The sequence below is a fragment of the Pseudovibrio sp. Ad46 genome, assembly GCF_001623065.1.
Taxonomy (GTDB): domain Bacteria; phylum Pseudomonadota; class Alphaproteobacteria; order Rhizobiales; family Stappiaceae; genus Pseudovibrio.
The window spans coordinates 253,626-279,300 of record NZ_LMCG01000041.1 but is presented as its reverse complement, the minus strand read 5'-3'; the positions used below and the strand labels follow the sequence as shown (position 1 = coordinate 279,300).

Genomic DNA, 25,675 nt, shown 5'->3' with positions numbered 1-25,675 from the left:
TTCAGCACACCGGCCAACACACAAAAATGGAGCCCGAAAGGCCCCATTTCTGATCGAAAACTCAAGCATTTACAGCATAGTCCGCCTTACTGTGGCAGCAGGACGTCGCCTTTGCCGTTTTGGACGACCAGCAGGATGCAGTCTTTTGGGCCAACGCAGGCATCATCGTGGAACTCTTGCCCCGGCTGCATCACGTGCGAGCCCACCGGCAGCACTTCTTTTTTGCCAGCGCGGGTGTGTTCCCACTGTCCCTGCACGGTGATGGCGTTGTAGTCGTTGGAGTGGCCATGCTCCCCCACGTGGAAGCCACCTGGCATCTTCAGGTACATGCCATAAGGGCCGGTATCACGGTCGCCCCACAACACAGAAATGTGGATCGGCGTGTTGCCAAACTGGGTCCACTCAATGTCTTTCAGCTGGGTCATATGGTCATCATCTCCACCAGCAAAAGCGGCGGTGGACATGGCAATCAAGGCTGCGGTGCTGATGGCTTTCAGGGCTGTCTTAAACATGGCTAATCCTTGTAACTCTCTGTTTTCATGAGCGCAAAGAGATGTGCTCTCGGTGTAAGGCTGAGACTAGCGATTGCCCTGATCCTGTGAAATATGCATAGTTGCAGCGAACAAGGGCGGACATGCATATGAAACTGAGCGCAGACGATCTTCTGGTGATTATGCACCTGACCCGCGAGCGAACACTGGAGAACGCCGCCCTCGCGCTTGGCAAGGACACCTCCTCTGTTTTTCGCGGGATCAAGCGCATTGAGGCCAAGGTGGGCGAGCCGCTGTTCACCCGCTCCCGCGCCGGTTTCAAGCCCCTGCCTCTGGGTTTGGCGCTGTGTGAGCAGGCCGAGCAGATCCATGCAGGACTTTCCGCCGCTGATGCCCTGCTGGGTGGTGAAGATGTCGGGCTAACTGGTCCACTGCGGGTAACAACCACCGACCTGCTGCTGCAAAGTGTGATCCACCCCCGTCTTGCAGCGTTTCGCAACGCCCACCCAAACCTGCAGCTGGAATTCAATGTCACCAACAGCTTCGAGAACCTGAGCGAGCGGCGCTATGATGTGGCCCTGCGCCCCACCAGCCAGCCGCCGGATGATATGATCGGCCTCAGACTGGGCACCATCGACTACAAGCTGGTTGGTGCGCCAGAATATCTGGATGGGTTGGGTGAGCTTGATTTTCAGGAGCTCACATGGCTGATCCCCGGTGATAGCCTGCAAGCGCACCCGGCAAATGACTGGTTTCGCGACAAAGTCCCCTCACCGGCCAGCCTCCTCCGCTACGACAGCATGAGCCTGCTGGCGGATGGTATCCGCAGTGGTCTGGGCGTTGGCATCTTGCCCGACATACCGACGCTTCTTGATGGCCTGCGTGATGTCGGAGAACAACCTGCCATCTACCAGACCGATCTGTGGCTGCTCTACCACCCCTCAAATCGCGGCAATCTCAAGATCACCGCGTTTGATGGATTTGTGAGAGGGGCATTGGGGGCTTAGGTCAAAGGACGTCTGCCATCAGATTTCTCCGCACACCCCACTTGCGAGTCTCCAAAGCTTTGCGGCTGTTTTCAGAAAGATCGCCCGCCAGCACAAACCGCACGTTTCTGGTCTTAACATCCTTGGCCGCAAGGCTTCTGGTCACGTTCCAGACGGTCTTTGCGTTATAGGAGGTCCAGCTCAGATAGTCGTAGGGCAGAACGATGTTCGCCGTGCTGTCAGCCTGGTAAGCCACCACCACATCGTGATGCACTTCCACCTTCTCAATCTTGCTGTCATCATGCAAACGCCCCAGCATCTCCACCAGCATCAGCGCGGAGAACGCTTGCGGGCGGGACTGCGCACCGGACGCATGCTTCATGAGAACTTCAATGCCCTCAAGGTCTTTCGCCTCAATCACAAGGCCCGTGAAAATGGTCTTCTCCGTTGGCGTAAAGTGAGCGTTCAGCAGAACGCCCTCAGTGCTTTCCTTGGAAATACCAGCTTCCGCCAGACGCTCGCGGTTGATATCGGCCATCTCGTCAGGCGTCTTCAGCAGCGTTTTTCTGGTCAGACTGTCCGCCGTCTTAAGGCTGCTGATAATGATGCTGCCCACGCCGGGCACAAAGCTCAGCCCCTGATCCACGCCAAACTGTCCCGCAGCATGATAGTTCGCCAGCTCCGTCAGCTCATCGCGCAACGGGGTGAAGTGAGTGTACGGATCCACCTTCATCTCAAAGGCCAGCTTGCGTATCGCCTCCGGACGGCCAAAGAAGCCGCTGATGAACCCGTCTTCTTCACGCTCTGCTGTTTCCGGCGGCATGTTCCCGCGCGTTTTCACAAAGGTCGCCGCTTTGCCCACGCCTTTGCGCACGGATTTCACCATGCCCTTGGCATTGCCATACACGTTTTTGGCTGCGGTGACTGGGGCTGTCACCGTTGTGTAGACCGACTTGATTGGCGTGATGACGGCTGTTCCCGCGCTTCTGGCAAAGGCGACTGCCTTGTTTTTTCGCGCAGTGCTGCCAGTGCGTTCAGCTCATGGACATGGTCTTCCATAAACTGCTTGCCCTGCACAGTGTAGGCGCCATCTTCCGTTTTGATTGCGAAGGTCAGATACCGCCCATTGCTCGGCGCCGCCTCGCTGATTGTGTAGTTTTCGCTCTGTAGCGGCACAGACAAAACATCTGCCGCAGCAAAGTACTTCGGCGGCTCTTCGAGCTTTTTAAACGAAGCCGGACGCTTCGCTGATTGCTCCGGCATCACATCGCTGGCAGCAACTTCATTGTGCGAAGGACTATCAAACAACCCATGCTTATCCTGATGACTTGCACAGGCCGAAACAGACAAAAAAATAACAAGCGTAAATGGCTTTTTGACAGAAAACATAAGATCTCTTAGGCCCGGAGAGGAAGGTATATTAGCGGTAAAATCTCATAAGCTAGGTAACGGCACAGTTATGCGGTAACGTGTTGTGATATTTATATTTTTTACAATTCACAGTATAGCTCTTGAAAAGAGACTCGGCAGCACTTCAAAAACCATACCCTCAGTTTCCAAAGCTTTCATGACAACGCCCCGCAAACTAAACTTTATCTGCTAATACTCAGAATTTCGAACCAGCAAGTAAAGAAACGCGCAGCAGCACTCTAGCCGCTGCGCTCAGTCTTCTTCACACTGCCAATATCATCTTCGCGCGGAAGGCGAGGCCGGCTTCTGTGGTGTCCTGGTCGAGTTCGGCGCGGGCGCGGAGGACCTGGCCCTGGCGCAGGTCGAACATCAGGCGGGCACGTTCTAATGAGGGAAAGTCAGCGGGCAGGTTGCCCAGCTCTTTTTCCTTGTCAAAGCGGGAAGCGAGACGCTCATCTGCTCCGGTGATCGCCCCTTGAAGTCGCTCGGTGGTGCCTTCCACCTGCCCCACTGTTGTTGAAACGCAATTGCCCAGAAAACACCCCTTGCTGCCGCTTTCGTGGTTGCTGGCGTAATCAATGGTCGAGCGCATGAAGGCGACCACTGCCTTTTTAATATCCGGCTCTGTTTCAAACGCGACCAGCGGTGCGCATCCGTCATCATTGGAATAGCGGTCGATCGCTTCCAGATAGAGCTGATGCTTGTCTCCAAACACCGAATAGAGGCTTGGGCTGTTGATGCCCATGGCTGTCGTCAGGTCCTTCATGGAGGCTCCGTCGTAGCCTTTTTTCCAGAACACATTGATGGCAGCTTGCAGGGCTTCGTCTCGGTTAAAGTTTCTTGGGCGTCCCATTTATTTTGTATCATCCATTACAAAACTATTGACTCTTGTTTGCGGGCAAGTTTAATAACGTTCATTACAAAACTCAAGGAGGCTTTTGTGAAACATACAGCATTAGCAGCGGGACAGCCGTTTCCGCAGCTTACAGTGAAGGCTGTTGGTGGCGGCGAACTCTCGCTCGGCACACCTGATGCTGGCTTCGACTGGCAGATGATTGTGGTGTATCGCGGGGCTCATTGCCCACTTTGCACCCGTTACCTGAAGCAGCTCAACGAAAAGCTGAGCGACTTGCATCGCCTTGGCATTGAGGCCCTGGCGGTTTCGGCAGACAGCCTTGAACGCGCACAGCGCCAACTGGCGGATGTGCAGCCGGAGTTTCCGGCCGGGTACGGTCTGACCCTTGAGCAGATGCAGGAACTGGGCGTTTACATCTCCAAGCCTCGGTCCCCGCAGGAAGCTCCTGCTCCGTTTTCCGAGCCTGCTCTGTTTGTGGTGAATGATAAGCAGGAATTGCAGTTGGTGGACATTTCCAACGCGCCGTTTACCCGGCCAGATCTGACCGCGCTGCTTGGTGGATTGGGGTTTATCCGCAACCCGGATAACAACTATCCAGTGCGTGGCACGTTTAAGTAAATCCGAGGTTTTTTGAGCAGTTTTCTGTAACTGCCAACCTCGTAAAACTCAACTAGCACACTGCCCCATATGACGACTTAACTCAGCCGCAACAAGGTCTGGGAACACTCGATAACACTCTGGTGGTCGTGAAAAGACGAAGAAAGATAAGAAAATGACAAAGGCAACACACACCGCAGAAGGCATCCGCGCAGCAATGGATCACCTGATCGACCGCGCCACCAACTATGACATTGACGCCTTGCAAACCATCTATCACGATGACTTCCACACCACGCTTGTTGCACCCGACAGCAGCGTGACCACCTTCAACAAGCAAGAATTTATCGAGCACTTCCGCAAACAGGCTGAAGCAGGCAAGCACCAGCTGAACACATGGGCAGAATGGCACGATTTCCATATTCTCGGTGACACCGGCGTTTCTGTGCTGACCCGCAAACACAGCGGTATGAATGATCAGGAAATGAAGCTGCTCTGCAACATTGAATGGCGCTTTGAAGATGGTCGCTGGCAAGTGCTGCGCGAAGCAATCTTCATGCAGCCGCTGGACAGCTGATAGCAAGACTTCCCTTCCAATGAGCGACTTAGGGGGCATCCCCTAAGTCATCACCACGGCGGAGCCGAGGTTCCTCCGCACTCTGGTCGCGCCGGAGCCTGAAGGCATGCCTTCATAGCGGCCTCGCGCCCTCCCTTTGAACCTCACTGGAGAATTCTTATGAGCAATCGTCTGGCTAACAAAGTTGCCTTCATCACCGGAGGCAACAGCGGGATAGGCCTTGCCACCGCGAAAGCCTTTGTGGCCGAAGGCGCAAACGTCGTCATTTTGGCCCGCACACAGGCAAAAGTGGATCAAGCTGTCGCCCAAATTGGTAAAAACGCTATGGGCGTTGTCGGCGACGTAGCCGATTTGCCTTCTCTGCGGAAAGCTTTTGAGCAGGTCAAAGAAGTCTATGGCCGGATTGACGTTGTCTTTGCCAATGCGGGAGTTGCCCCGGCCACGCCGCTGATTGAAACCGGCCCAGAACAGCTGGATCGCGTGTTTGACGTCAACTTCAAAGGCGCTTTCTTCACCGTGCAATACGCACTGCCATTGCTGGCACCTGAGGCCTCCGTGGTTCTCGTGGGTTCCTGCATCAGCGAAATGGGCACGGCGGGTTACTCAGCCTATGCGGCCTCCAAAGCTGCCGTGCGCTCTCTGGCACGCACGCTAACGCCGGATCTTTATGAGATTGGTGCGCGCATCAACGTTCTCAGCCCCGGCCCCATTGATACGCCTGCGCTAACCAACGGCGGGCTCACTGATGAGCAGGTGAAGGCCACAAACGAAGCATTCGGCAACATGCTCGCCGCAGGGCGTGTTGGCCAACCAGAGGAAATGGCAGCCGTCGCCGTATTCCTCGCCTCCTCAGAATCCTCGTTCATGCGCGGCGCAGATGTGCAGGCGGATGGAGGCATGAACCAGATCAGGCTGCCTCGCGCGTCCTGATCGCGGCTTAGACATGCTCGCCCATCCCGCAAGCGGGGTGAGCTTCTCATTCAACATTCTCAAGGTTTTACATCATGCCATCAGTCAATCCCGGCACTGTCATACTCAACGGCGAAAATCCTTTCAGCTGGCTGAGCAAAACCAAAGACGGCCCGCGTACATCCGAGGCAAGTCTCTGGACCATCACTTATTCCCCCAAAGGGGCTGGCCACGCTCTGTTCATCAAGAGTGAACTGACCAACGATGAATGGCGCATCTACACCGACAATGTGGAGATGACCCGCTGGCTGCAATCCACTGTGCAGGGCATGCTGGGGCCAGACACCAAAGACCAGAGCATCCCAACCATCAACGCCGAGTTTGACCGAAGCGGTGACACCCAAAAAGCATGGAGCCAGACCATCCGCAGCGCAGAGGACGAGGTCGTGATGTCATGGTTCGATATGCTCCAGCCTCTGCTCGTCAGCGACGAGACTGTCAGCGATCTGCCGCTCCGCCCTTATGGTGTGAGTGCGGTGATGATCCCGGCGGAGAAAGCAGTGCTCACCGTGAATGGACAACAGGCCCGCGGCCAAATCTGGCCTATGGATCTGGATGGTCACCCCTTCACCACCGGCGCTCTGGCCTTTTCAGAAAGCTGGCGTGCGTAACCGCCACTCATCACACCCCACAAGACAACAGGAGATCAAAATGACACCGTACACAATGACCCGCCGGCGCGTGATGCTGACCTTGGCTGCCACGGCTGCCAGCACCATGCTGCCACCCATCAGTTTTGCAGGTGAGTTGGCCACCATGAAGCTTGGTGGGCTGGAACTTTCCACCTTCTCAGATGGTTACTTTAACCTGCCCAACAACTGGTTTGGCAATGCGAATGCGGAAATCCTCGCAACAGCGGGTGATCCTGTTGTTGTTGGCGCCAATGTCTGGCTGATCCGTGCGGGAAAACGGCTGGTGCTGGTTGATACGGGGTCAGGTGTCGTTTTTGCTGAGACAGACCCAAATGTTGGCAAATTGGATGCCTTGCTCGCCGCACAGGGCATCAAGCAGGATGAAATCACCGATATCGTCATCACTCACATGCACGCTGACCATATTGGTGGATTGCTGGGTCCGAATGCCGGTGGTTTCAGCAATGCAAAAATCCATATGGCAGAGGCTGAATGGACCTTCTGGACAGACCCGGCATTGGTAGAGCGCGTTCCAGATGAAATGAAACCCCTCGTCGAAGTCGCCCAAGCGATCGCAGCGCCTCTCAAAGATCGCGTTATGACCCATCAAGGTGAAACAGATTTAGGGGACGGACTGGTGCTTGTGCCGCTTCCCGGCCACACACCAGGACACAGCGGGCTGCGCATTGCTGGTGGCGGCAAGGAACTCTGGATTATCGGCGACGCCATCATCTCGGAGGTTTTACAGTTCAGGAATCCCGAGATCACATACGGTCTCGACATCGATCCGCAGCAAGCCATCAAAACACGCAGGGAACTGCTCACTCGCCTCGCGGAAAGCGGCACCCCACTGGCAGCCACACACCTGAGCTATCCCGGCATGGGCCATGTCACACAGGACGGCGATGGCTTCATCTTCAAACCCCTGAGCTAATCGCTTGGATCGCGCCCCTCTTTGGCAGCAGTTCAGCCGGTTGCACGCACCTCTTCAAGCGGTGTGCAATCGGTTTTCTTGCTCAGGATTACCAGCTGGCATAGCATGACCGCCTGTATTTTCAGGCGCATCATGCGCCGACAAGTTGTTTGAACAAGGTGATTTTGAGATGAAACCCACCAGCATTTCTGAGCTGACAGCAGAGTTTGGCGTGATCCTGTTTACGGAGAACTTTGAGGCCTGTGTGCAGTTCTATGAGCACACTCTGGGCCTGCAAGTTATTGAACGCACGCCGGATCTGGTCAGTTTTCGCTTTGGTGGCAGCTATCTTATGGTTGAGCGCGGCGGGCACGGCAGCCCCACGCAAAAACCGCGGAGGCAGAACCCGAGTGTCCTGCGGTTCAACACAGACGACATGGACAAAGCCATTGAGCTCCTGAACGCCAAAGGACTGGATGTTCAGCCGCAGTCATTCGACTGGGGCACAATCGCAGCCTTTACCGATCCGGATGGCAACCTGTGTGAGCTGAAATCCCCGGCCCTCGTGGGAGCGTGACAGAGCATCTCCCCGAAAACCGCAGGGCCATCGGGGATGTGTTTCAGCGCAGAAAGCTGAGCTTATTTCCAGTAGTTATTGGCCGCTGCAACAGTGCTGAAGTGCTCAGCAATGGTTTGTGAAGCTGCGATCAGAGACTCTGAATCATATTCATACATCAAGCGCATGGCAGAGCGGACTTCGGCATCCGGCTGCATAAACTTGATAGCCATGCGGGACAGTTTGACTGCAAGCTCATAGCCCTCTTGCGGGTTGGCTGTTTGCAGCGTTGGGAGCCAGTTCTCATCCATAATTCGCATCCTTTTGATTTGGCGATTTTGGAAGAGTCAAACAGGCGAGAGACAAGCGCAATCTCCCCAATTTCCATTGGGATTTGTAGGAGGGGATCCTCAAAGAAACAGGCAGAAGCAACGCTGCTCCTGCCTGTAGTCGCAAAAGATTAATTACCGACCTTCTGGTAAACGGCAGGCTTGCCGCCAGTCACTTTAGGCAGCGCAAAAACGGTGTACTGAGTGTCCTCATCCGGTTCACCCATGCCCAGAGAGCCCATTGGCATGCCCGGAACTGAGAGGCCTTTGATGTCCGGACGCTCCGTCAACATGCGGTTTACAGCATCCAGCGGCACGTGCCCTTCAATCACATATCCATCCACGATAGCGGTATGGCACGCCTCAAGATTTTCAGGCACGCCCACCTGCTGTTTGACGCGGTAAAGATCATCCGTCTTCTTCACAGTCACATTGAAGCCCGCATCTTCAAGCGCATCCCCCCAAGCTGTGCAACACCCGCAACTCGGAGATTTGTAAAGGGTTACGTCCTTTTCACCTTCAGCATGCGCAGGCAGCATTAAAGCGCTTGCACCAAGAACAGCAGAGAACACACCAGCAAACAGATTAGTTTTGGAGATCATGAGTCTATCCAATCCAATTTATTATTTATTTCAGTCAGTTAGAGTTTTGAGGTCTAAACAACTGAATGGATTGGAGGCCTGTCTATACCGCTGGTTTGAGCAGAGTACACCGGTAGCAAAACCGGCACAGACATGCTGGAGCTGCGGTATAAAGGAGAGATTGCATTGGTCTGATCCAGCAGGCCAAACGTCGCCATACAGGCAGTCATACCTGTTGCCATGGCTGTCTCTGTTTCACAGCAGCAACAAGATGATTTATCAGAGATCATATGCTCCATGGCAGCTGCATTCTGCTCAACCAGAGCGAGCTTTTGTGCTGCACTGTTAGACGCCATTTCGCCCTGCATGCTCATGGCATAGGGCGTGGTGACGAACAGCGTCAATAATATGATCAGCACACGAAACATGGCTGCAACCTAAGGGCACATTACGGCAGTTTCAAGTTAAACTGTTGTAATCTCCTGCGTAGGACAGCGTGACATTTATGCGCACCAGATTTTTCATTTCTCCCGAAAAAACGCTTGACCTCAACTTAACTTGAGGAAGTACTTGAGTGTCATCTCATCACAAGCGGGCTGAGGCTGTTCCCCCCAATTGGCGTAATTTTGCGCTTTTGCCTCACCTGACTAAACTGGAGTACTGACATGAGTGAACCAAAAGCCGCCTACCTTGTTGCCAGCAGCTTTATGCCAAAAGATCATGGCTCAATCGACGCATATGGCGAAAAAGCCGTTCCACTATTTGAAGCTGCAGGTGGGGAATGCATCATCTTTGGCGGACCCGATCAGCCTTTTGAACATCTGGAAGGCGTATGGAACACAAACGCGCAACTGACGCTTTTCCGGTTCCCAAGTATGGAAGCCCTCAAGACGCTCTGGAACTCCCCTGAATACCAGGCAATCAAACACCTTCGCACAGACGTAATCCCGCCAAACTTCACGATTGCTGTGGAATCCAGCATCTAAATCACATCCCCCCAAAGGCATTAGGGCGCTCTGTCTCCCCAGGATACGGCAGAGCGCCAGCCTTCACGCAAAGCGTGCTGTACGGGCAACAGACGTGCTTTATTTCGCAGAAACGCTGGGTTTAGCAGACAGGGCCATGATCTGCCGATAGGCTTCAAAGATTGTTTCTTAGAGATTTTATTGATGTCTGTTTCACGCCCCATCCTGTTTTATCAACTCAGCCTCACCAGCTTTCAGTTCCCCCGTGCCATGCTGGGCGTGCTGTTTCCCTACCTTGTAACTGTCTACCTTGCTGAGAGCCCGGAACGGGTGAGCTATGCAATGACGGCTTCTATGCTGCCCAACCTGTTTGTGCTGCTGTTTGCCGGGGCCGTCGCTGACCGTCTGAACAAGCGCAAGCTGCTTGTTTTGCTGCACATCGCCAATGCGGTCCCCGTAATAGCGTTGACTGTGCTGCTTCATTTCGGCTTTGTCGGGTTTGAAGGCCTGATCCTCTTTGCGCTGCTCTCTGGCACCACACTGGCATTCGTTCAGCCTACGCTGGATGGCATGCTCAACCACATCTCATCCATGCTCATCGGGCGCAGCGTGACGCTTTCCGTAGGGATGCTCTACCTCGTCACGCTGGCAGGCTTTGCACTTGCCAGCAGTGTGGAGTGGGTTGGTGTTGCACCGCTGCTTGCCATCTCCAGCACGCTCTTTCTGGTTGGCATTATAACAAGCCTGCGTTTGCCAGACACGCCAGCACTTGCGGCAAAAGAAAGACCCAGCATCCTTAGCGAAATTCGTGAGGGACTGGCTTTGGTGTTGTTTTCCAAAACCCTAAGATTGCCGGTGTTTCTGATGAGTTCAGCCGGCCTCATACTGGGCGGTCCCTATGCCGTTCTGGTGCCGCTTATGTTACGGGATACCTATCACGCCACAGGCTTTGACTTTGCGTTTGCCTTCGCTGTTTTCATGGTTGGCGGCGCATGCTCCAGCGGCTTGCTCCTCAAACTGGGAGCAATCAGAAATCCAGTCCCACTGCTTGTTGTGGGTTACAGCATGGGCGGCTTTGCACTGCTGTTTTGGGCGATGTCTCCACCTTACTGGGCTTTTCTTGGCAGCATCTTCTTTTGGGGCGTTGGCGGCGGTATCTGCCTCAACATGAGCCGCATCATCTTGCAGGAGCAGGCGCCCTCAACCCACAAATCCCGCGTGCTCAGCGTCATGTATCTGGGTGATGAAGGCGGTGCTCCTGTTGGCAGCCTTATAACTGGCGTGTTGATCACCACCCTCAGCCTGTCCAGCGCCTCCATCATTCCCGGCGTTGTGGTGCTCTTCATCTCCCTCCTCCTGTTGCTTGTGCTAAGCGCACGGCGGAGTGAGGCAAAAGCAACACAGGATGCGGGGCAATGACGGGCAAGCTGTATGTGCCTTGACTTCCCGTGCAAACCGCATAATCTCTGGCCCGATCAAAACGCGAGGAGATAAAGCGATGAACAAGAACAGGACAACACATTCAACCTGCCCTGTTTCTGTAAGAGTTCATCACCATGCCTTTATCTATCTCACTCAATCATCTGTCTTGCGCACGTCCTGACGGTACTGCACTTTTTTCTGATCTCAATCTTCAGTTTGCTCAACACCGCACCGGCCTGATTGGCCGCAACGGCACTGGCAAAACAACACTGCTGAACCTCATCAGCGGTGCGCTGACACCTGCTTCCGGCTCTGTCTCCGTGCAAGGGTCCATCGGCTTGCTAAAGCAGCAGCTGCAAAGCGGGCCACAAGAAACACTAGCAGACCTGTTTGGCATCACCGAAGCTCTGCGCGTCCTGCAAAAGGCTGAGGCAGGAACTGCCAGTATGGACGAGTTGGCTCATGCAGACTGGACGCTGGAAAGTCGCATGGAAGCGGCCCTTGCCCAGATGGGGCTAGAAATCTCCGCTGATCACCCACTCTCCTCCCTCTCCGGCGGGCAGATCACCCGTTGCAGGTTGGCGGCACTTCAGTTTCATGATGCTGATTTTCTGCTGCTGGATGAGCCCACCAACAATTTGGATGCAGATGGCCGGGAGGCTCTAGGCACCTTCCTCGCCAAGTGGCGCAAGGGTGCGATCATCGTCAGCCATGACCGTGCCTTGCTGGAGCAGATGGACTGCATTGTTGAACTGACCACACTGGGAGCCTCCGCGTTTGGCGGCAACTACAGCTTCTACAAGGCGCAAAAAGCACAGGAGCTGGCTGCCGCTGAGCAAGATTTGGCATCTGCTGAAAAGCGTATTGGCGACCTGAACCGCAAGATCCAGAGCGTTGCCGAGCGCAAAGCCCGCAAGGATGGAGCTGGTCAACGCGCCCGTGCCAAGCGCGACCAACCCAAGATCCTTCTCAACGCCATGCGCAACAAGGCTGAAAACAGCCTTGGAGAGAACGCTAATCAGGCCTCCCGACTGCGCGAGGAAGCGGAACAGCACTCCAAAGCCGCCCGCGAAAAGATCGAGGTTCTGGAACAGCTCAGCATCAGTATCGCCTCCTCTGGTATTGCAAGTGGACAGCGGGTGCTGACAGCTGAGGGCCTGAGCGTGGGCTATGAGAAAGATCAGCCTTTGCTTCACGATTTTTCGCTCGTGATAACGGGTCCGGAACGCATTGCCATCAAAGGCGCGAATGGAACTGGCAAGACCACGCTGCTGAAGACGTTGACGGGTAAGCTCCCGCCCCTGTCCGGCACGTGCCAGCTGCACCCGTCTACCCGTGTGCTGGACCAGACCGTTAGCCTGCTGAACCCGGATCTTTCGGTGCTGGAGAACTTCCGCGTGTTGAATCCGGAGCAGGATGAAAACACCTGCCGCGCCATCCTTGCCCGCTTCCTCTTCCGCGGAGACGCTTCCACCCAGCAGGTCAAAACCCTCAGCGGTGGCATGATGCTCCGCGCCGGCCTCGCCTGCGTGCTCGGCGCAGCCCAGCCCCCCAAACTGCTCATCCTGGACGAACCCACCAACCACCTCGACCTCACCGCCATTGAGGCCATAGAATCCGCCCTCACCACCTACAACGGCGCCCTCCTTCTAGTAAGCCACGATCCCGCGTTTCTGGAGAGTATTGGGGTAACGAGAGAGGTGGTGTTGGGGGAGACGGTGGGGGTGTGAAACAAAAAAGCGGAGGCTCACCGCCCCCGCTCTCAACACGCTTAGAACTTGTAACTCACTGAGCTTTTGAAGTTGATACCTTTCTCAGGCGCGGCTCCATCAGCAAAATAAGGGCGGTAGTTCTTGTTGAACATATTCTCAATGGAAGCACGGGCCTCCAATCCCTCAAAACGCCCCTCTTTTGGAGTCCATGTCAGAAACACATCATGGACTGCATAGCCTTTACTCGGACGATACAGGCTGGTGTAGTTATCTGGCACCCGGTCCTGAGCATCGACAAAACGGCCCTTCCAGCCAAATGTGATGTCCGCTTCTGGTACCTTGTAGCCCAGGCTGACGACCAACTTTGCTGGAGCAACTTCAGAGACGTACTGGTCCGTGGTTGCATTGACGTCTTTAAGTGTCCCATCATGCTTACCCTGCATTCTGGAATACGCAATGCTACCGAAGAACCGCTCACTGTCGTAATACAACTCGGCTTCAAAGCCCTGCGTATAGTAGCCAGCAAGATTGCCATATGTTGGCGCAGGAGCGTCATAGCTTCTCGAGTTCTCACTCAACAATCGATAAATGTTGTTGGAGACATCATTGCGGTAGATCGCCATACGACCAGTAATCGTGTCGTTCTGTATCAGCACATTCTTGAAGGTTGAAGCCACACCGATACGTTTTGCAGAAACACGCTCATTTTGCAGTTGCGTTGCCGTCGCACGTGAGCTGCCTACATCATAGAACTCATCAACCAGTGGGGCGCGAAGCTTATAAGCATAGTCACCAAAGAGTTTGATGTTAGGTGTCAGAGAGTAAACTGCACTGATGCTAGGAGAGAATCCAAAGCGCTCTACAGTACCGTAATCATGGTTCATCTCTGGATTGTTATATTTAGGTGCAAGGTTGGCTTCACCTTTGGAATGAATGTAGTCATAACGCAGCCCCGGCGTCAGTTCTAATCCAGCAAAGCCAATCGTGTATTCACCCCAAGCGGACCAAATTGTCTGCGTTCCACTCGGAATGTTATAAGGCTGCAAGTGCCCATCATTGTAATCAGGATTCCCGACATAACTCTTCTTAAAAGCCATACTGTCACGAATTTCATGACGCATTTGCACGCCATATTTCAGCGTATTTTCAAATTCACCCCAATTAAAAGCAGAGGTGTTTTGGAGGTCCAGCTTGTAAATGGAATAGTCTAGCGTGCTGTCATCACCACCAACATAAAGGCCTGCGCTGTAATCCGGATTAGAGATGGGAACCCGCCGCGTGTCATGTTGGGCTGTCTTTGAGTAAGAAGCCTTGAATGCCAAATCAATAAGATCGCTGTCTGGGTTGTATTCATAAGTCCCACTCAACGAAGTGTCCTTCATTTCGCGATCAACAGCCTGTGTTTTCAGGTATTCATCTAAAGACCCGTACTTGCTTAATGACGTTTGCTTAGGCTTGATCAAACCACGTCTGGCAGCCCAGGGCTTGAAATCGTCACTGTAAGAGTACATTCCGCTAAACTCGAAAAAATGATCTTCACGCTCCAGGTTTGCTTTGAAGTGGCCTGTCAACATGCTACCCGCAGAAAGAGTCAGATCTTCGTCATTCCCTGCAACTGAGTAGTCATCATTGGTGCGGTGTGTTCCGGCAACCAACACTTCAAAGCCTTGCTCCTCCGAGCGGGCATAGGTGGCAGCTGATTTTACGAGTTCATTGCCGTTGGAAGCAAAGCCGACTTTCGCAAAAGCGCCATACGACTGGCCATCACGCAACATGTCCGAAGCGCTCTTAGTTGTCATCTCAACAGAGCCTCCGAATGCACCATACTTTTCGGCGGAAAAAGTACCCTTGGTGAGATCTATGACCTTAAGCAGTTCAGGGTCGATAAAGACCGATCCCTGCTGGTATTTCTCAAAGGACTTTTGAGCGCCATCAATGGTGATTTCAATATCTTCAGTGTCGCCAAAACCCATAATGTTGATGGATTGCCCGAGAACACGGCTGTTGCCGATCAACTCAATACCAGGGAGGCTGGAGAGCAAGCCAGGAATCGTCGCGGACTGAGTGCGGTCAATCAGGTCACTTGTGATCTCGGACTGCGCAATAGTGTCCTTGTTGTCTGTAGACCCGGTCACAACGATTGGATCCAGCGCGTCTACGTCTTCGCTTTCTTTCGATTTATTGGATTGAGCTTGAGCAGATTGCACAGATAGCGAAAGGGCGCAGGCAACAAGCACAAAGGTGCTGCAAGCCTGCTCCGGCCTCGGAGAGAACTTCATTATTTTACCGATGTTTATAGAAAGAGGTATTGGCTTGCGGCTACCCTCTACCTATAAAATATGAGTAATATAATCAAGTTTTATTTTTGGAGTTTTGGATAAATATTTCTCATCGGTCGCAATTAGCAGAAATCGATTCTCTGACTACTGGGTTGCCTAGTACTCTTACGAAATCTGAAACCGACCAACTACCCCTAAGTCAAAGGTGCGTCACCTTCAGTGCTCCGCCCCAGCGGCTGTTGAGGTAGTTGGCGACGAGGGAGCGGTGGCATTGGTGGGGGAGGTGTTCGGAGCAGAGGAGGCAGGCGCCTTCGAACATATCTGCTTTGAACTTGCTCTCCACCTTGCGCTGGGAGAGCAGGCCCATGAAACGGTCTTTGAAGATGGTCCAGTCGCCCTTCTCTTTCTTGAAGGCTTTGAACATATCCTGATCCGGCGCCAGCAATGGCTCGTGCTCATAGCCGATGCCGCCAATGGCCTCCAGAAAGAAGGCCAGATCATTGGACTTGGCAAAACCAGACAGCTGAGAAGTGTTATTGAGGCGCACATCAATCACCTTCTTGACGCCCGCACTTTGCAAGCGGCCAAAGAAGTTCTCTGCTGTTGTTTTGGTGAAACCGATTGTTGTCAGGGTCATATCAATCACTTTATCTCTCAGCCAAGCAAGCCTGTTTTAGTTCATCCGCAGTGCAGGCGCCATGCTGGTGATCAAAAGCAAGGCCATGCTCACGTTGAACAGAGCAATGCGATTGCCTTTTGCCAGCAGAGTTCGCAGGGCTGAACCAGAAAGCGCCCATATGCTGATGCTGGGAATGTTCACCACAGCAAAGACCGCAATCAGCAACATCAAGCTGGTCATGTAGTTCTCAGCACTGGTGTAGGAAACAGTTACAATCAGCGCCACAGCCCAGGCCTTTGGGTTGAGCAGTTGGAATAGGAGATTTGTTGGCTGGCAGGGCTCTGCAAGATGGCTGTCTCCAAGTAGGTGAAGGGCCTGCAACAACCTCTCTGCTCTGCGGATTTTGTCAGTTTGATGAGGAGCTTGACCATCCGATCCTCTCCAACCTACCGTCTTCCCTACGGCTACGCTTGCAGGATCTGGGCTCGGAGCCTTGGTTAGCAGCAACGCTCAAACTCATAGCCCTGGAAGCAAACTTTAACGGGCAAGGCTCTAGTGCCATTTTAAACCGATTGATTGAAACAATCGCCATTCAGAGTACGCGAACGCTCAACGCCCAACCCAGCGAAGATGCACAGACAGGCTTTATCGCGGCGCTTGCTGACAAGTCCCTCGCGCGCGCAATCACCCAGATCCACCGCGCACCCGAGCAGAACTGGCAAGTCACCAGCCTAGCCGAAGTTGCAGGCATGTCGCGCGCCAGTTTCGCCCGCCATTTCATTCGGCGCGTGGGCAAATCACCCATGGAGTATGTGCGAGACTGGCGCTTGATGCGCGCGCGCAGCCTACTGACTGACACCAACCTCAGCAGCAATGAAATCGCCATCCGCTGCAGCTACAACTCCCTCCCCTCCTTCTCCAAACTCTTCAAAAAACGCTTTGGCATGGGGCCGGGAACATTTCGGAAGAATGGCGAGAGAGAGTAAGAACCCTGTAATTTATGAAGCAAAAGCCTCGGTATTTACCGAGGCTTTTGTCGATCATATTTATAATTTACTGATTAAAAGTCATATTTGCTACAAGAGACGGAAGCTTCGTTTTCATCTGTTTAATCGCATATTTTTTTGTAGGCACCAGTTCCACCGTTACTTTTTCGTCGGAGAAATATCCGCCCTTTTCGCGAGTTACGAGCTGTATAGTTCCGATATGACTGATCTCATTTGCGCTAACTGTAAAGCTTGGCGCACGTTGAGAAAGCTGCTTAGATGATGCTGGTATGTATCCACCAGAGAGAAGCCCACCAAAATTTATTGAGTATTGTTCTTCACAAATTATCCTATTAATCCAATAATCTCCAGCTGGAAGCGCTTTATAGCCTGGTCTGGATAGTAAACTCTTAAATAAAACCGCCTCACCATCGCTAAACTTATAAACTGTGTTTGTACTTTTACTCTGGAAAAACAAGATAGGCAGCCTGCACCGACGCGAGCCGTAATGCAAATCTGTAAACACTATGCCTTTGCCAGCTTTCAAATCTTTTCTTATTTCTGTAGTGGCTTTTGTATTTTCCGTTACTTCGTTGGGGCTACCGCTAGTCGTAGTACAAGCGCCCAATAATAATAATCCAAGAATAGATTGCTTTTTTAACATTCCAACCAACATCAGAGTACTTTCAATTTAACTCAAAATCATCATGGCTGAAGAAAGCACCCAGAGCATACCCCAAGCTGAACTCGTAAATTTACTCAATTAATAGGTGTAGATTAATGCCAACCCCCAAACCGTGCTTGTGCTTCCGATACCACGAGATCGCGGAACCATTTGTGGGCGGGGGAGGTGCGGTTGCGGATGTGCCAGATGGCGCTGATGCCAACGTCGACGACAGGGGCTGGGCATTTGCAGGAGGCGAGACCGGACTTTATGCCACCACAGATCAACTTGCGGGGCATAGTGGCAATCAGGTCTGTGCCTGGCAGTGTTGCAGCAAGGGCGTTGAAGCTGGGGGCAGAATAGACCGTCTGGCGTTTGTGGCCCAACTCAGCCAATGCGCGGTCAATGAATGTCACTTCATCAGCAGTTACCAGCATGTTGGCATGCGGTGCCGCGACATATTTTTCCAGCGTGTCCGGAGCATCTCGTGTTTTAGGATCGTAGAACACCACAAACTCATCATCAAACAGCGTTTGCGCAACAAACTCATGGGAGTCTGGTGGTGGCAGCGGGGTGAACAGCAAATCGGCATCGCCATCCACCAGTGAGGCGACCTCGTGACGATGAGACAGGCGACAGCGGAGAGTTACACCAGGAGCCTCCTGCCGTAAGCGCTTGATTACTGAGGGGATCAGCAGGTTATGGTCTTCATCACGGCAGTCAATCACAAAGCGGTTGGTTGCGGTGGACGGATCAAACTTTGACGGTTCACCGATCAACGCCAGCGTTTGCAGCAGCTCTTCCACCATGGGCATCAGAGCATCCATACGCTCTGTCGGCACCACGTTGCGGCCTGCTTTGACGAACAGCGGGTCTCCCAAAAGACCGCGCACCCGCTCCAACCCGTGGCTGACGGTGGACTGGTTTACACCCATCATCTGCGCAGCCTGCGTCACTGATCCGCTTTCATGGATCAGCTTCAACATCATCAGGGCGCGGCCATCAAGACCTAAATAATTCATTTTCTGCATAGTTCTTATTGAATTAATGCATTTGTATTCATTAGGCCAGCCCCTCATGTATCGGCAGAACGCACACTCTCAATTTCAAAGGAACAAAATATGCAGGATAAGAGAGTTTCTGTCGCTGTTGCCTACCACTCTGGTTTTGGTCACACCGAAACGCTGGCGAAGTCTGTCGTCAATGGCATCAATTCAATTGAAAACGCAGATGGTGTGCTGGTCGATGTCACTGGTTTAAACGGCGACTTTGCCATTTTGAACAACGCTGATGCCATCATTTTCGGTTCACCAACCTATCTGGGCTCTGTCAGCGGTCCCTTTAAGATGTTCATGGATGAAACCTCCAAGGTCTGGTTTGACCGTGGTTGGCAAAATAAGCTGGCGGCTGGCTTCACGGTATCGGCTTCACAGTCTGGCGATAAGATGACTACTCTCGTGCAGATGTCTGTCTTTGCAGCTCAGCAGGGTATGATTTGGGTTGGCGCCAACGATATGGCAGGTAATAACTCCAGTGCTGGCTCCGTTGAAGACATCAACCGCCTCGGTTCTTATCTGGGCATGATGGCACAAGCTAACGTGGATGAAGGGCCAGATGTGGCGCCACCAAATGCAGATCATCGCACGGCAGAATCCTTTGGCAAGCGCATTGCGGAAGCATCCCTGCGCTGGGGCAAGGCTCCGGCCACTCAACCACAAGAGCTGGAAGCAACGGCTTAAGGCTTTACTGACAACGTAAAAGTCGACCCTACAAAAACGCCAAGCAGCATAAACTGTTGTCTCAACGACTTTTGCAAAACTGGCCCCTCTTTGCCGAGGGGCCTTTTTCGTCAGGCGGCCTGAAAGTCGTGCAGGATGACATTGAAACCTTCATCAACGGTTGGCGCCTGAAAGTATTTGGTGAACTGCTCAAACTGAGCTTCACTGACCGTAAACTGATGCTCGCCTGCCTCATTGCGCACCCAAAGGCGTTCCTTACATACCTCATCAGGCACGGAGAGATAATGCAGCTCGTGGGCGACATTAGCAGCCTCAAACAAGCTCTTCATCCACTTGCGATCCCGCATCGTGTTGGCCTGAAAGTCCAGCGCGACAGAAACACCGTGCTGCAGCAGACCCACAATGTGCGGGCCAAGCGCTTTTTTCACGCGGGCAGAATACTTCACGTAGTCCTCCAGCGTATTCAACTCATCGGGAAAGAGCGTCGCGTTCCAATGATCTTCGCTGATCAGCACAGCATGATGATCATTCACCAAATGTGTGAGAAGAGTGGATTTACCAGAGGCAATCTTTCCGCATACCAGAAGCAGCTTTGTTTCCTGAGCAGTCATAATTACCTCCGTAAAAATCTATTCCAAAATTATAGATCTATCATACTCATATTCACCTCAGGTTGCACAATGTGACATAGCACCCCGAATCCATAAAAATCTTAGGCATTTCTGCCATTTATGCGAAGCCTTTACATGCATCACATCTCATAAAATAAGTATTTACACCTATTTATGAGTGAATAGATTTCCGTCAAAATGCCTGCCGCTGGCAAGTGAAGCATAAGGTGATAGCCCCCAATGCCAGCGGATACGGCTATCTTCCTTTGTCGAGGTACAAAAAACAATGGACGACGCTTCTGGTTGTCGACCGATCACCGGTGAGGTTCTGATCAGGGAGCCTTACCAATGATAGAGCTTCTCCTTGAGCCTCAGGTTTGGCTAATCTTTCTTACCCTGTTTGGACTAGAGCTGATTTTGGGCGTTGATAACGTCGTGTTCATTTCGGTTCTGTGTGAGCGCCTTCCCGCACACCAACGCACGATTGCCCGAAACCTTGGTATCGGACTGGCCGTGCTTGCTCGTGTGGGTCTTGTGTTCTCCATCAGTTGGGTGATGTCCCTCACCTACTCGCTGTTTCAGGTCAGCACCGTTGATATCAGCGGTCGTGACCTGATCCTAATTGGCGGCGGCGCATTCCTGCTGGCCAAGAGCGTGGCAGAGTTGAAACACCTGTTGGTGGCGAGTGATACCGAGCACGCGCCTCACCTGGCAAACGGCATGACGGTCGTGCTGCTGCAAATCGTGGCGATGGACGCCGTGTTCTCCATGGACTCGGTGATCACCGCTGTTGGTTTGACGGATGATTTGCCAATCATGGTCGCGGCAATTCTGGCATCTGCTGTTGTCATGGTGCTGACAGCTGGCGCAATCAACCAGCTCGTCACAAAGCACCCGGGCCTGAAAGCGCTGGCCCTGCTGTTCCTTATTTTGCTCGGTGGTCTTCTCATGACTGAGGGCTTCGAGATCCACATCAACAAGGGCTATGTCTACTTTGCGATGGCCTTTGGTTTGCTGTTGGAGATCGTCCACATTCAGCTGAGCAAGAAGATAAAGGCTGTTCAGGCACGCCGGAAGTCCAACATCCGGTACCTGACCAAGCCTTCAAGGCCGGGCCGGGTGGAAAACAGGCAAGCAACCCGCTTCGGCAGTTTAGCGAACCTATAGGGTTTGATCAGCATTTCTGCATAGGCAGAGCAGGTGGAGACCGATACAGAGGGGATTAGCTGCTCTAATCTCTACAAGAATCGGATCTCTGTCTGTGCTGGAATTACTCGCAATTTGCTTTATCGGTCTGCTCGGCGGTGTCGCCGTTGGCCTGCAAGCGCCTATGGGCGGTATTATGGGCCAACGCGTTGGCGGAGCTGCCGCCAGTGTCATCATTCATGCAGGCGGATTAATCGCTTCGCTTGCCCTGCTGTTTGCGCGCAAGGGTGAGCAGATCAGCGAGTGGCGCACCATTCCGTGGTACATGCTGGCTAGCGGTGTCTTTGGCCTCATTCTCTATCTCACCATCACGCAGACCCTGCCAAAGTTGGGCGCAACATCAGCTGTGCTGCTCATCATCGTCGGGCAATTAATGGCTGGCATGGTCATCGACCACTTCGGCCTCTTCAACCTGCCCATCCGCTCCATAGACCTCAGCCGCGCCCTCGCCGCCATGCTGCTGATCTCCGGCGCTTATTTGATGGTGCGGTAAGTCTCAGGAGCCTCAGAAATGCAGAAGGTCATTGTCACAGGAAGTTCTGGTCGCATTGGCAGCGAGATCGTCTTAGCTCTCAAGCCATCTTATGAAGTTATCGGCATAGATCGCGTCGCGGCACCAACAACAGCACACATTGCTGACATCTCAGATGCAAAGACGATGCAGCACCTCTGTCAGGGCGCGTTCGCGGTGATCCACTCAGCCGCTCTCCATGCACCGCATGTAGGCGTGTTCTCGGAGGATGAATTTCGCCGGATCAATGTAAAGGGTACAGTTGCGCTGGCTCACATGGCGCGTGCGAAGGTGTTCAGCGTTTCATTTTCACCAGCACCACAGCTCTTTACGGTCAGGCCAACACGCTTGCAGACAAAGCAGCCTGGATCACAGAGCAGATAGAACCACAGCCACGCACGATCTATCACCGCACCAAATTAGAAGCCGAAAACCATTTGGCACCACTGGCAAGCGATACGTTCAAGGTGAGAGCCCTGCGCATGTCACGATGCTTTCCGGAAGATTCCGCCCTGATGGTCGCCTATCGGCTCCACAGAGGTATCGACAAACACGACGTTGTCGCAGCGCACGTGGCTACACTCACTGATGACGGAAAAGATTTTGATCGCTTCATCATCTCCGGACAAACGCCCTTCCTGCTTGAAGATGCGGAGGAGTTGAAGATAGACGCGCCTGCCGTTATCGCCCGGCGATCCCCCGCGATTGTAAAACTATTTCAATCACAAGGCTGGACATTGCCCAAGTCGATCGACCGTGTTTACGACGCCAGTTATGCGAAGCAAGAGCTGAACTGGGAGAGCAAGCACGACAGCTTTAATTTCGCTGCCACGCTTAACGCTGTCTGATAGATACGCCCTTACACCAGCACCTGCTCAGCCCCCTCGGAAAGGTGATAGATACAGCCCTGTTTACAGGAGAGCTGCAGGAGTTCCAGTATGTTGAGGCCCATATAGAGCCCGCGTAAAATGATGGAAGTCATGCCGTGTGTAACTACAATGGCAGGCTCAGTCAGCTCCTCCAGAAAGTTCTGGACGCGTCCTGAAATCGCTTCGAAGTCTTCGCCTTGCGGACTCGCGAAGTACCAGAGACCACTCTCGTAGCCATCTCCGACTAGGTTCTTCACTTCCTGCCTCTTCAGACCTTCCCAGGCGCCCAAGTGGATCTCCTTCAGCCGGTCATCCAGCTTCTGCTCAATCTCTGGCCCCAGTGCCAACTGCGCCGTGTGCACTGCGCGGGGCTGAGGGCTAACGAACGCAGTAGACGGCAGGGCGTCAACACGTGAGAGAAGCTTGCTTTGCAGCAGAGCTTGCTCCTTGCCCTTCTCTGTGAGTGGAGAATTCTGGTGCCCCTGAAATCTGCCCGCTACGTTCCATTCTGTTTGACCATGCCGAAGCACGAAAATTTCCGGGTATCTCGCCAAAAGACCATCCAACTCAAATCATATAAATCGAAGCTACAGATATTGGCGGGAACCTGAAGGCGTGTCCAGAGCGTTTTGAGAGGGCTCAAGCCTTACGCAAGGCTAACTGTTAGGCTGAGCTTATTCAGCTCTAGCTCACTGAAACTTCGTTTGATTTTGATTAAAAGCTGATATAGCACCTGTAAGTGTGCGTCCTACCCGCATCACGAGTGATACGAACAAGCGTGTAAGCAAAAATGACAAGTGACAGTGCAGCTCATATCGGCTCAATAGAAGCAGTCGCCACCACCGTAGCAATCATCGGCGGCAAGTGGAAACCGATCCTGCTCTACCATCTCGTAACCGGTTCCAAGCGTTTTTCCGAGTTGAAAAAACTGATGCCCGGCGCCTCCGACAGGATGCTCACCCGTTCTCTTCGAGAACTGGAAGAACACTTCATCGTTCGCCGTGAGGTGTTTGCTGAAGTGCCCGTGCGCGTGGAATATTCGCTGACCAAAGACGGTTTATCGCTTATTCCGGTTCTCAACGCCCTGAGCGATTGGGGGCAGGCCCGCAATGGCGTGGATGATGAGAGTGCCGAACCATCCTCCATCTTTGACGCATTGCTTCCAACATTTTCAGGGTAACCATATGAAGATTGCTTTTCTGGACCGCAGCACTATTGGACCGAGCGTCCACATCTCCAAACCAACCTTTCCGCATGACTGGGTGGAACATGACAACACCTCTCCTGAGGAAGTGCTGGAGAAGCTGCACGGGGTTCAGATCTGCATCACCAACAAGGTGCCTCTTTCCGCCGATGTGCTGAAGCAGCTGCCAGACCTGAAGCTGATCTGCATTGCAGCAACAGGCTACGACAAGGTGGACATCGCGACCTGTGACGAGCTGGGCATCGTGGTGTCCAATGTGCGCGGTTACGCGGTCAATACCGTTCCGGAACATGCCTTCGCTCTCATCTTCGCTCTGCGTCGTTCGCTGGTGGGATACCGCGAGGACGTGGTCAATGGCGAATGGCAGAAGTCAGGCAAATTCTGCTTCTTCAACCACCCGATCAAAGATCTGTCCGGCTCGCGCCTGGGCATCATTGGCTCAGGTACATTGGGCAAGGGCACCGCGCGGATCGGCGAAGCTCTGGGTATGGACGTTGTATTTGCCGAGCGCAAGGGAGCAACAGATGTCCGCTCTGGCTACACCGCCTGGCAAGAGGTGATCACCACCAGTGATGTCATCTCCCTGCACACGCCGCTAACTCCAGAAACACGCGGTATTATCTCCACGCCTGAGTTTGAGGCGATGCATCAAAAGCCGATCCTCATCAACACGTCTCGCGGTGGACTGGTGGATGAAGCTGCACTCGTGGAGGCGCTCAACAACGGCCAGATCGCAGCAGCGGGATTTGACGTGCTCACCACAGAACCACCGCAGGAGGATAATCCCCTTCTCAGCATTCTGGACCGCCCAAACGTGATCGTAACCCCGCATGTGGCCTGGGCATCAGAGGAAGCCATGCAGACCCTTTGGGACCAGCTGATCTCTCACATGGAAAGCTTCCAAAAGGGCACGCCAACCAACGCTGTTGGTCGTACAGGCAGTTAAAGCCTCTTAGCTGGCAGCCATGACGATGCCTACCCCACCGAGGGCAACAAGCACGCACCCTGCCAGCTCAACCGGCGTAATCTTCTCGCGAAAGAACATCCATGATGCTGCCAGCGTAAACACCAGCTCAATCTGAGCCAGCGCACGCACATACGCCACTTGCTGCAATGTCATTGCTGTAAACCAACCGATGGACCCGGCAATACCCGCAAGCCCAACTAGGCCGGACAAACGCCAGTTTCGGATTGCTGCGCGTAACTCTGCGGGGCAAGTCACGGTCATCCAGCTGCCCATGACAACGGTCTGAAACGCTGTCACACACACCAGCGTAAACGCCGCTTGCAGCAAGAAGGAGTCGGCCTCAACGGAAAGCGAAGCTGTGCGGTAGAACGCGGCGGATGCCCCAAAGAACGCTGCCGATGCCAGACCAATCAACGCTGGTTTCCCAACCAGAGTGGACAGCACCATAGCCCCTGTTGGACGTTGCTTCCCAAAGCTGATGAACAACACCCCGATGATCCCCAGCGCAATCGCGCCCATGCCAAGCGGTGTCAGTTGCTCTCCCAGCAAGATAAAGCCAAAGAGTGCCGCCTGAACTGGCTCTGTTTTGGAATAGGCCGTACCGACAGCGAAATTGCGATAAGAAAACAGGTGTACGAGCAGGAAGGTGGCAATTATCTGCGCCAAACCGCCAAACGCAGCAGCCCAGTAGAATGTTGTTCCCACATCGGGAACGGATTCTCCTGTTAGCTTGAGGATCACAGCAAGGTAAAACACCGCAATAGGGAAGCCAAAGCCGAAACGAATAAACGTGGCCCCTGTGGTTCCAATTTTGCCTTTTAGGTGCTTTTGCAGTGCCGAACGCAAATTCTGGCTAAACGCCGCTGCAATGGTGATTGGAATCCAGAGTTCCATTTTGATTTATCCTCAATCCAACACATCCAGCATACGGACAAAGCCCTATATGCTCCATAGGTTTCTTGAGGCTGAACAGTCTGCGAACTCACCAACTCTTGAGAAATATAGAACAGTTATTCGAGTGATA

General features: G+C 53.3%; 32 protein-coding genes and 1 pseudogene. 18 read left to right on the top strand and 15 right to left on the bottom strand.

Annotated elements, in window-relative coordinates; all coding sequences use genetic code 11:
• Positions 1 to 86 precede the first annotated feature (86 nt).
• Entirely contained in the window at positions 87 to 512 is a 426-nt protein-coding gene (locus tag PsAD46_RS10525) for a DUF4437 domain-containing protein (RefSeq protein WP_063306787.1), read from the bottom strand.
• A 128-nt stretch (positions 513 to 640) separates the two neighbouring features.
• On the opposite strand from PsAD46_RS10525, the gene PsAD46_RS10520 reads away from it, so the two are divergent.
• Positions 641 to 1,498, top strand: coding sequence for a LysR family transcriptional regulator (locus PsAD46_RS10520; RefSeq protein WP_208981775.1), 858 nt, complete (start codon positions 641 to 643; stop codon positions 1,496 to 1,498).
• Between the two features lies 1 nt (position 1,499).
• Here PsAD46_RS10520 and PsAD46_RS10515 read toward each other — a convergent pair whose 3' ends face one another.
• The 3 genes from PsAD46_RS10515 to PsAD46_RS10510 form a co-directional block, all read right to left on the bottom strand.
• Positions 1,500 to 2,414, bottom strand: a complete 915-nt coding sequence (locus PsAD46_RS10515; protein ID WP_208981774.1) for a hypothetical protein — start codon at positions 2,412 to 2,414, stop codon at positions 1,500 to 1,502.
• A complete protein-coding gene (locus PsAD46_RS28350; RefSeq protein WP_208981773.1) occupies positions 2,411 to 2,866 on the bottom strand; it encodes a hypothetical protein in 456 nt (151 codons plus the stop codon). The genes PsAD46_RS10515 and PsAD46_RS28350 overlap by 4 nt, the downstream gene beginning before the upstream one ends.
• A gap of 283 nt (positions 2,867 to 3,149) precedes the next feature.
• Complete coding sequence (locus PsAD46_RS10510) at positions 3,150 to 3,740, bottom strand: TetR/AcrR family transcriptional regulator (protein ID WP_057462301.1); 591 nt, start codon at positions 3,738 to 3,740, stop codon at positions 3,150 to 3,152.
• 87 nt (positions 3,741 to 3,827) lie between these two features.
• On the opposite strand from PsAD46_RS10510, the gene PsAD46_RS10505 reads away from it, so the two are divergent.
• The 6 genes from PsAD46_RS10505 (at position 3,828) to PsAD46_RS10480 (ending at position 8,008) form a co-directional block, all read left to right on the top strand.
• Entirely contained in the window at positions 3,828 to 4,361 is a 534-nt protein-coding gene (locus tag PsAD46_RS10505; RefSeq protein ID WP_063306785.1) for a redoxin domain-containing protein, read from the top strand.
• Between the two features lie 154 nt (positions 4,362 to 4,515).
• Positions 4,516 to 4,917 carry a nuclear transport factor 2 family protein gene (locus PsAD46_RS10500; protein ID WP_063306784.1) on the top strand — a complete coding sequence of 134 codons (402 nt, stop codon included), beginning with the start codon at positions 4,516 to 4,518 and terminating at the stop codon, positions 4,915 to 4,917.
• Between the two features lie 159 nt (positions 4,918 to 5,076).
• Positions 5,077 to 5,847, top strand: coding sequence for an SDR family oxidoreductase (locus tag PsAD46_RS10495; protein WP_063306783.1), 771 nt, complete (start codon positions 5,077 to 5,079; stop codon positions 5,845 to 5,847).
• A gap of 74 nt (positions 5,848 to 5,921) precedes the next feature.
• Positions 5,922 to 6,497 carry a hypothetical protein gene (locus tag PsAD46_RS10490; RefSeq protein WP_063306782.1) on the top strand — a complete coding sequence of 192 codons (576 nt, stop codon included), beginning with the start codon at positions 5,922 to 5,924 and terminating at the stop codon, positions 6,495 to 6,497.
• 40 nt (positions 6,498 to 6,537) lie between these two features.
• Entirely contained in the window at positions 6,538 to 7,452 is a 915-nt protein-coding gene (locus PsAD46_RS10485) for an MBL fold metallo-hydrolase (RefSeq protein WP_208981772.1), read from the top strand.
• A gap of 169 nt (positions 7,453 to 7,621) precedes the next feature.
• The gene (locus PsAD46_RS10480; RefSeq protein WP_063306840.1) at positions 7,622 to 8,008 is read left to right on the top strand and encodes a VOC family protein; all 387 of its coding nucleotides are present in this window, start codon (positions 7,622 to 7,624) and stop codon (positions 8,006 to 8,008) included.
• A 62-nt stretch (positions 8,009 to 8,070) separates the two neighbouring features.
• On the opposite strand, the gene PsAD46_RS10475 is transcribed toward PsAD46_RS10480, so the two are convergent.
• The 3 genes from PsAD46_RS10475 to PsAD46_RS10465 all read right to left on the bottom strand — a co-directional run bounded on the left by PsAD46_RS10475 (position 8,071) and on the right by PsAD46_RS10465 (position 9,325).
• A complete protein-coding gene (locus tag PsAD46_RS10475) occupies positions 8,071 to 8,298 on the bottom strand; it encodes a hexameric tyrosine-coordinated heme protein (protein WP_057462294.1) in 228 nt (75 codons plus the stop codon).
• 149 nt (positions 8,299 to 8,447) lie between these two features.
• On the bottom strand, positions 8,448 to 8,918 hold the full coding sequence (locus PsAD46_RS10470; RefSeq protein WP_057462293.1) for a DUF411 domain-containing protein: 471 nt from the start codon (positions 8,916 to 8,918) through the stop codon (positions 8,448 to 8,450).
• Positions 8,919 to 8,971: 53 nt separating this feature from the next.
• Positions 8,972 to 9,325 (bottom strand): hypothetical protein, encoded by a 354-nt coding sequence (locus PsAD46_RS10465; protein WP_063306780.1) that lies wholly within the window; start codon positions 9,323 to 9,325, stop codon positions 8,972 to 8,974.
• Positions 9,326 to 9,562: 237 nt separating this feature from the next.
• Here PsAD46_RS10465 and PsAD46_RS10460 point away from each other — a divergent pair, with 237 nt between their 5' ends.
• The 3 genes from PsAD46_RS10460 (at position 9,563) to PsAD46_RS10450 (ending at position 13,014) form a co-directional block, all read left to right on the top strand.
• Positions 9,563 to 9,883 (top strand): DUF1330 domain-containing protein, encoded by a 321-nt coding sequence (locus PsAD46_RS10460; RefSeq protein WP_057462291.1) that lies wholly within the window; start codon positions 9,563 to 9,565, stop codon positions 9,881 to 9,883.
• A 183-nt stretch (positions 9,884 to 10,066) separates the two neighbouring features.
• On the top strand, positions 10,067 to 11,281 hold the full coding sequence (locus PsAD46_RS10455) for an MFS transporter (RefSeq protein ID WP_063306779.1): 1,215 nt from the start codon (positions 10,067 to 10,069) through the stop codon (positions 11,279 to 11,281).
• Positions 11,282 to 11,418: 137 nt separating this feature from the next.
• Positions 11,419 to 13,014, top strand: a complete 1,596-nt coding sequence (locus tag PsAD46_RS10450; RefSeq protein ID WP_063306778.1) for an ABC-F family ATP-binding cassette domain-containing protein — start codon at positions 11,419 to 11,421, stop codon at positions 13,012 to 13,014.
• 41 nt (positions 13,015 to 13,055) lie between these two features.
• On the opposite strand, the gene PsAD46_RS10445 is transcribed toward PsAD46_RS10450, so the two are convergent.
• From PsAD46_RS10445 to PsAD46_RS10435, 3 genes are all read right to left on the bottom strand, one after another.
• On the bottom strand, positions 13,056 to 15,275 hold the full coding sequence (locus PsAD46_RS10445) for a TonB-dependent receptor (RefSeq protein ID WP_063306777.1): 2,220 nt from the start codon (positions 15,273 to 15,275) through the stop codon (positions 13,056 to 13,058).
• 199 nt (positions 15,276 to 15,474) lie between these two features.
• Entirely contained in the window at positions 15,475 to 15,912 is a 438-nt protein-coding gene (locus PsAD46_RS10440) for a DUF488 domain-containing protein (RefSeq protein ID WP_063306839.1), read from the bottom strand.
• A 36-nt stretch (positions 15,913 to 15,948) separates the two neighbouring features.
• Positions 15,949 to 16,179 carry a hypothetical protein gene (locus PsAD46_RS10435; protein ID WP_208981771.1) on the bottom strand — a complete coding sequence of 77 codons (231 nt, stop codon included), beginning with the start codon at positions 16,177 to 16,179 and terminating at the stop codon, positions 15,949 to 15,951.
• A gap of 41 nt (positions 16,180 to 16,220) precedes the next feature.
• On the opposite strand from PsAD46_RS10435, the gene PsAD46_RS10430 reads away from it, so the two are divergent.
• A complete protein-coding gene (locus PsAD46_RS10430; protein WP_208981770.1) occupies positions 16,221 to 16,880 on the top strand; it encodes an AraC family transcriptional regulator in 660 nt (219 codons plus the stop codon).
• 67 nt (positions 16,881 to 16,947) lie between these two features.
• On the opposite strand, the gene PsAD46_RS10425 is transcribed toward PsAD46_RS10430, so the two are convergent.
• Together PsAD46_RS10425 and PsAD46_RS10420 are read right to left on the bottom strand one after the other, a co-directional pair.
• Complete coding sequence (locus PsAD46_RS10425) at positions 16,948 to 17,556, bottom strand: hypothetical protein (protein ID WP_063306775.1); 609 nt, start codon at positions 17,554 to 17,556, stop codon at positions 16,948 to 16,950.
• Positions 17,557 to 17,657: 101 nt separating this feature from the next.
• On the bottom strand, positions 17,658 to 18,566 hold the full coding sequence (locus tag PsAD46_RS10420) for a LysR family transcriptional regulator (protein WP_208981769.1): 909 nt from the start codon (positions 18,564 to 18,566) through the stop codon (positions 17,658 to 17,660).
• Between the two features lie 99 nt (positions 18,567 to 18,665).
• Here PsAD46_RS10420 and PsAD46_RS10415 point away from each other — a divergent pair, with 99 nt between their 5' ends.
• A complete protein-coding gene (locus PsAD46_RS10415) occupies positions 18,666 to 19,283 on the top strand; it encodes a flavodoxin family protein (RefSeq protein ID WP_063287900.1) in 618 nt (205 codons plus the stop codon).
• Between the two features lie 110 nt (positions 19,284 to 19,393).
• Here the strand turns inward: PsAD46_RS10415 and PsAD46_RS10410 are convergent, their stop codons facing one another.
• Positions 19,394 to 19,894 (bottom strand): ATP-binding protein, encoded by a 501-nt coding sequence (locus tag PsAD46_RS10410; protein WP_063292951.1) that lies wholly within the window; start codon positions 19,892 to 19,894, stop codon positions 19,394 to 19,396.
• A 348-nt stretch (positions 19,895 to 20,242) separates the two neighbouring features.
• Between PsAD46_RS10410 and PsAD46_RS10405 the strand changes: the two genes are divergently transcribed.
• The 4 genes and pseudogenes from PsAD46_RS10405 (at position 20,243) to PsAD46_RS28115 (ending at position 22,459) form a co-directional block, all read left to right on the top strand.
• Positions 20,243 to 21,061, top strand: coding sequence for a TerC family protein (locus tag PsAD46_RS10405; RefSeq protein ID WP_063292952.1), 819 nt, complete (start codon positions 20,243 to 20,245; stop codon positions 21,059 to 21,061).
• 94 nt (positions 21,062 to 21,155) lie between these two features.
• Positions 21,156 to 21,593, top strand: coding sequence for a DMT family transporter (locus PsAD46_RS10400; RefSeq protein ID WP_082596634.1), 438 nt, complete (start codon positions 21,156 to 21,158; stop codon positions 21,591 to 21,593).
• Positions 21,594 to 21,611: 18 nt separating this feature from the next.
• A pseudogene (locus PsAD46_RS28120) lies at positions 21,612 to 22,039 on the top strand (NAD(P)-dependent oxidoreductase); the annotation flags it as partial.
• A gap of 54 nt (positions 22,040 to 22,093) precedes the next feature.
• On the top strand, positions 22,094 to 22,459 hold the full coding sequence (locus PsAD46_RS28115; RefSeq protein ID WP_208981768.1) for a hypothetical protein: 366 nt from the start codon (positions 22,094 to 22,096) through the stop codon (positions 22,457 to 22,459).
• Between the two features lie 11 nt (positions 22,460 to 22,470).
• Here the strand turns inward: PsAD46_RS28115 and PsAD46_RS10390 are convergent, their stop codons facing one another.
• Positions 22,471 to 23,010, bottom strand: a complete 540-nt coding sequence (locus PsAD46_RS10390; RefSeq protein ID WP_208981767.1) for a histidine phosphatase family protein — start codon at positions 23,008 to 23,010, stop codon at positions 22,471 to 22,473.
• 260 nt (positions 23,011 to 23,270) lie between these two features.
• On the opposite strand from PsAD46_RS10390, the gene PsAD46_RS10385 reads away from it, so the two are divergent.
• Complete coding sequence (locus tag PsAD46_RS10385; protein ID WP_057462073.1) at positions 23,271 to 23,660, top strand: helix-turn-helix domain-containing protein; 390 nt, start codon at positions 23,271 to 23,273, stop codon at positions 23,658 to 23,660.
• Positions 23,661 to 23,664: 4 nt separating this feature from the next.
• Positions 23,665 to 24,630 (top strand): D-2-hydroxyacid dehydrogenase, encoded by a 966-nt coding sequence (locus tag PsAD46_RS10380; protein ID WP_063306773.1) that lies wholly within the window; start codon positions 23,665 to 23,667, stop codon positions 24,628 to 24,630.
• Between the two features lie 6 nt (positions 24,631 to 24,636).
• Here PsAD46_RS10380 and PsAD46_RS10375 read toward each other — a convergent pair whose 3' ends face one another.
• Positions 24,637 to 25,545 carry a DMT family transporter gene (locus PsAD46_RS10375; RefSeq protein WP_063306772.1) on the bottom strand — a complete coding sequence of 303 codons (909 nt, stop codon included), beginning with the start codon at positions 25,543 to 25,545 and terminating at the stop codon, positions 24,637 to 24,639.
• Between the last annotated feature and the right edge of the window lie 130 nt (positions 25,546 to 25,675).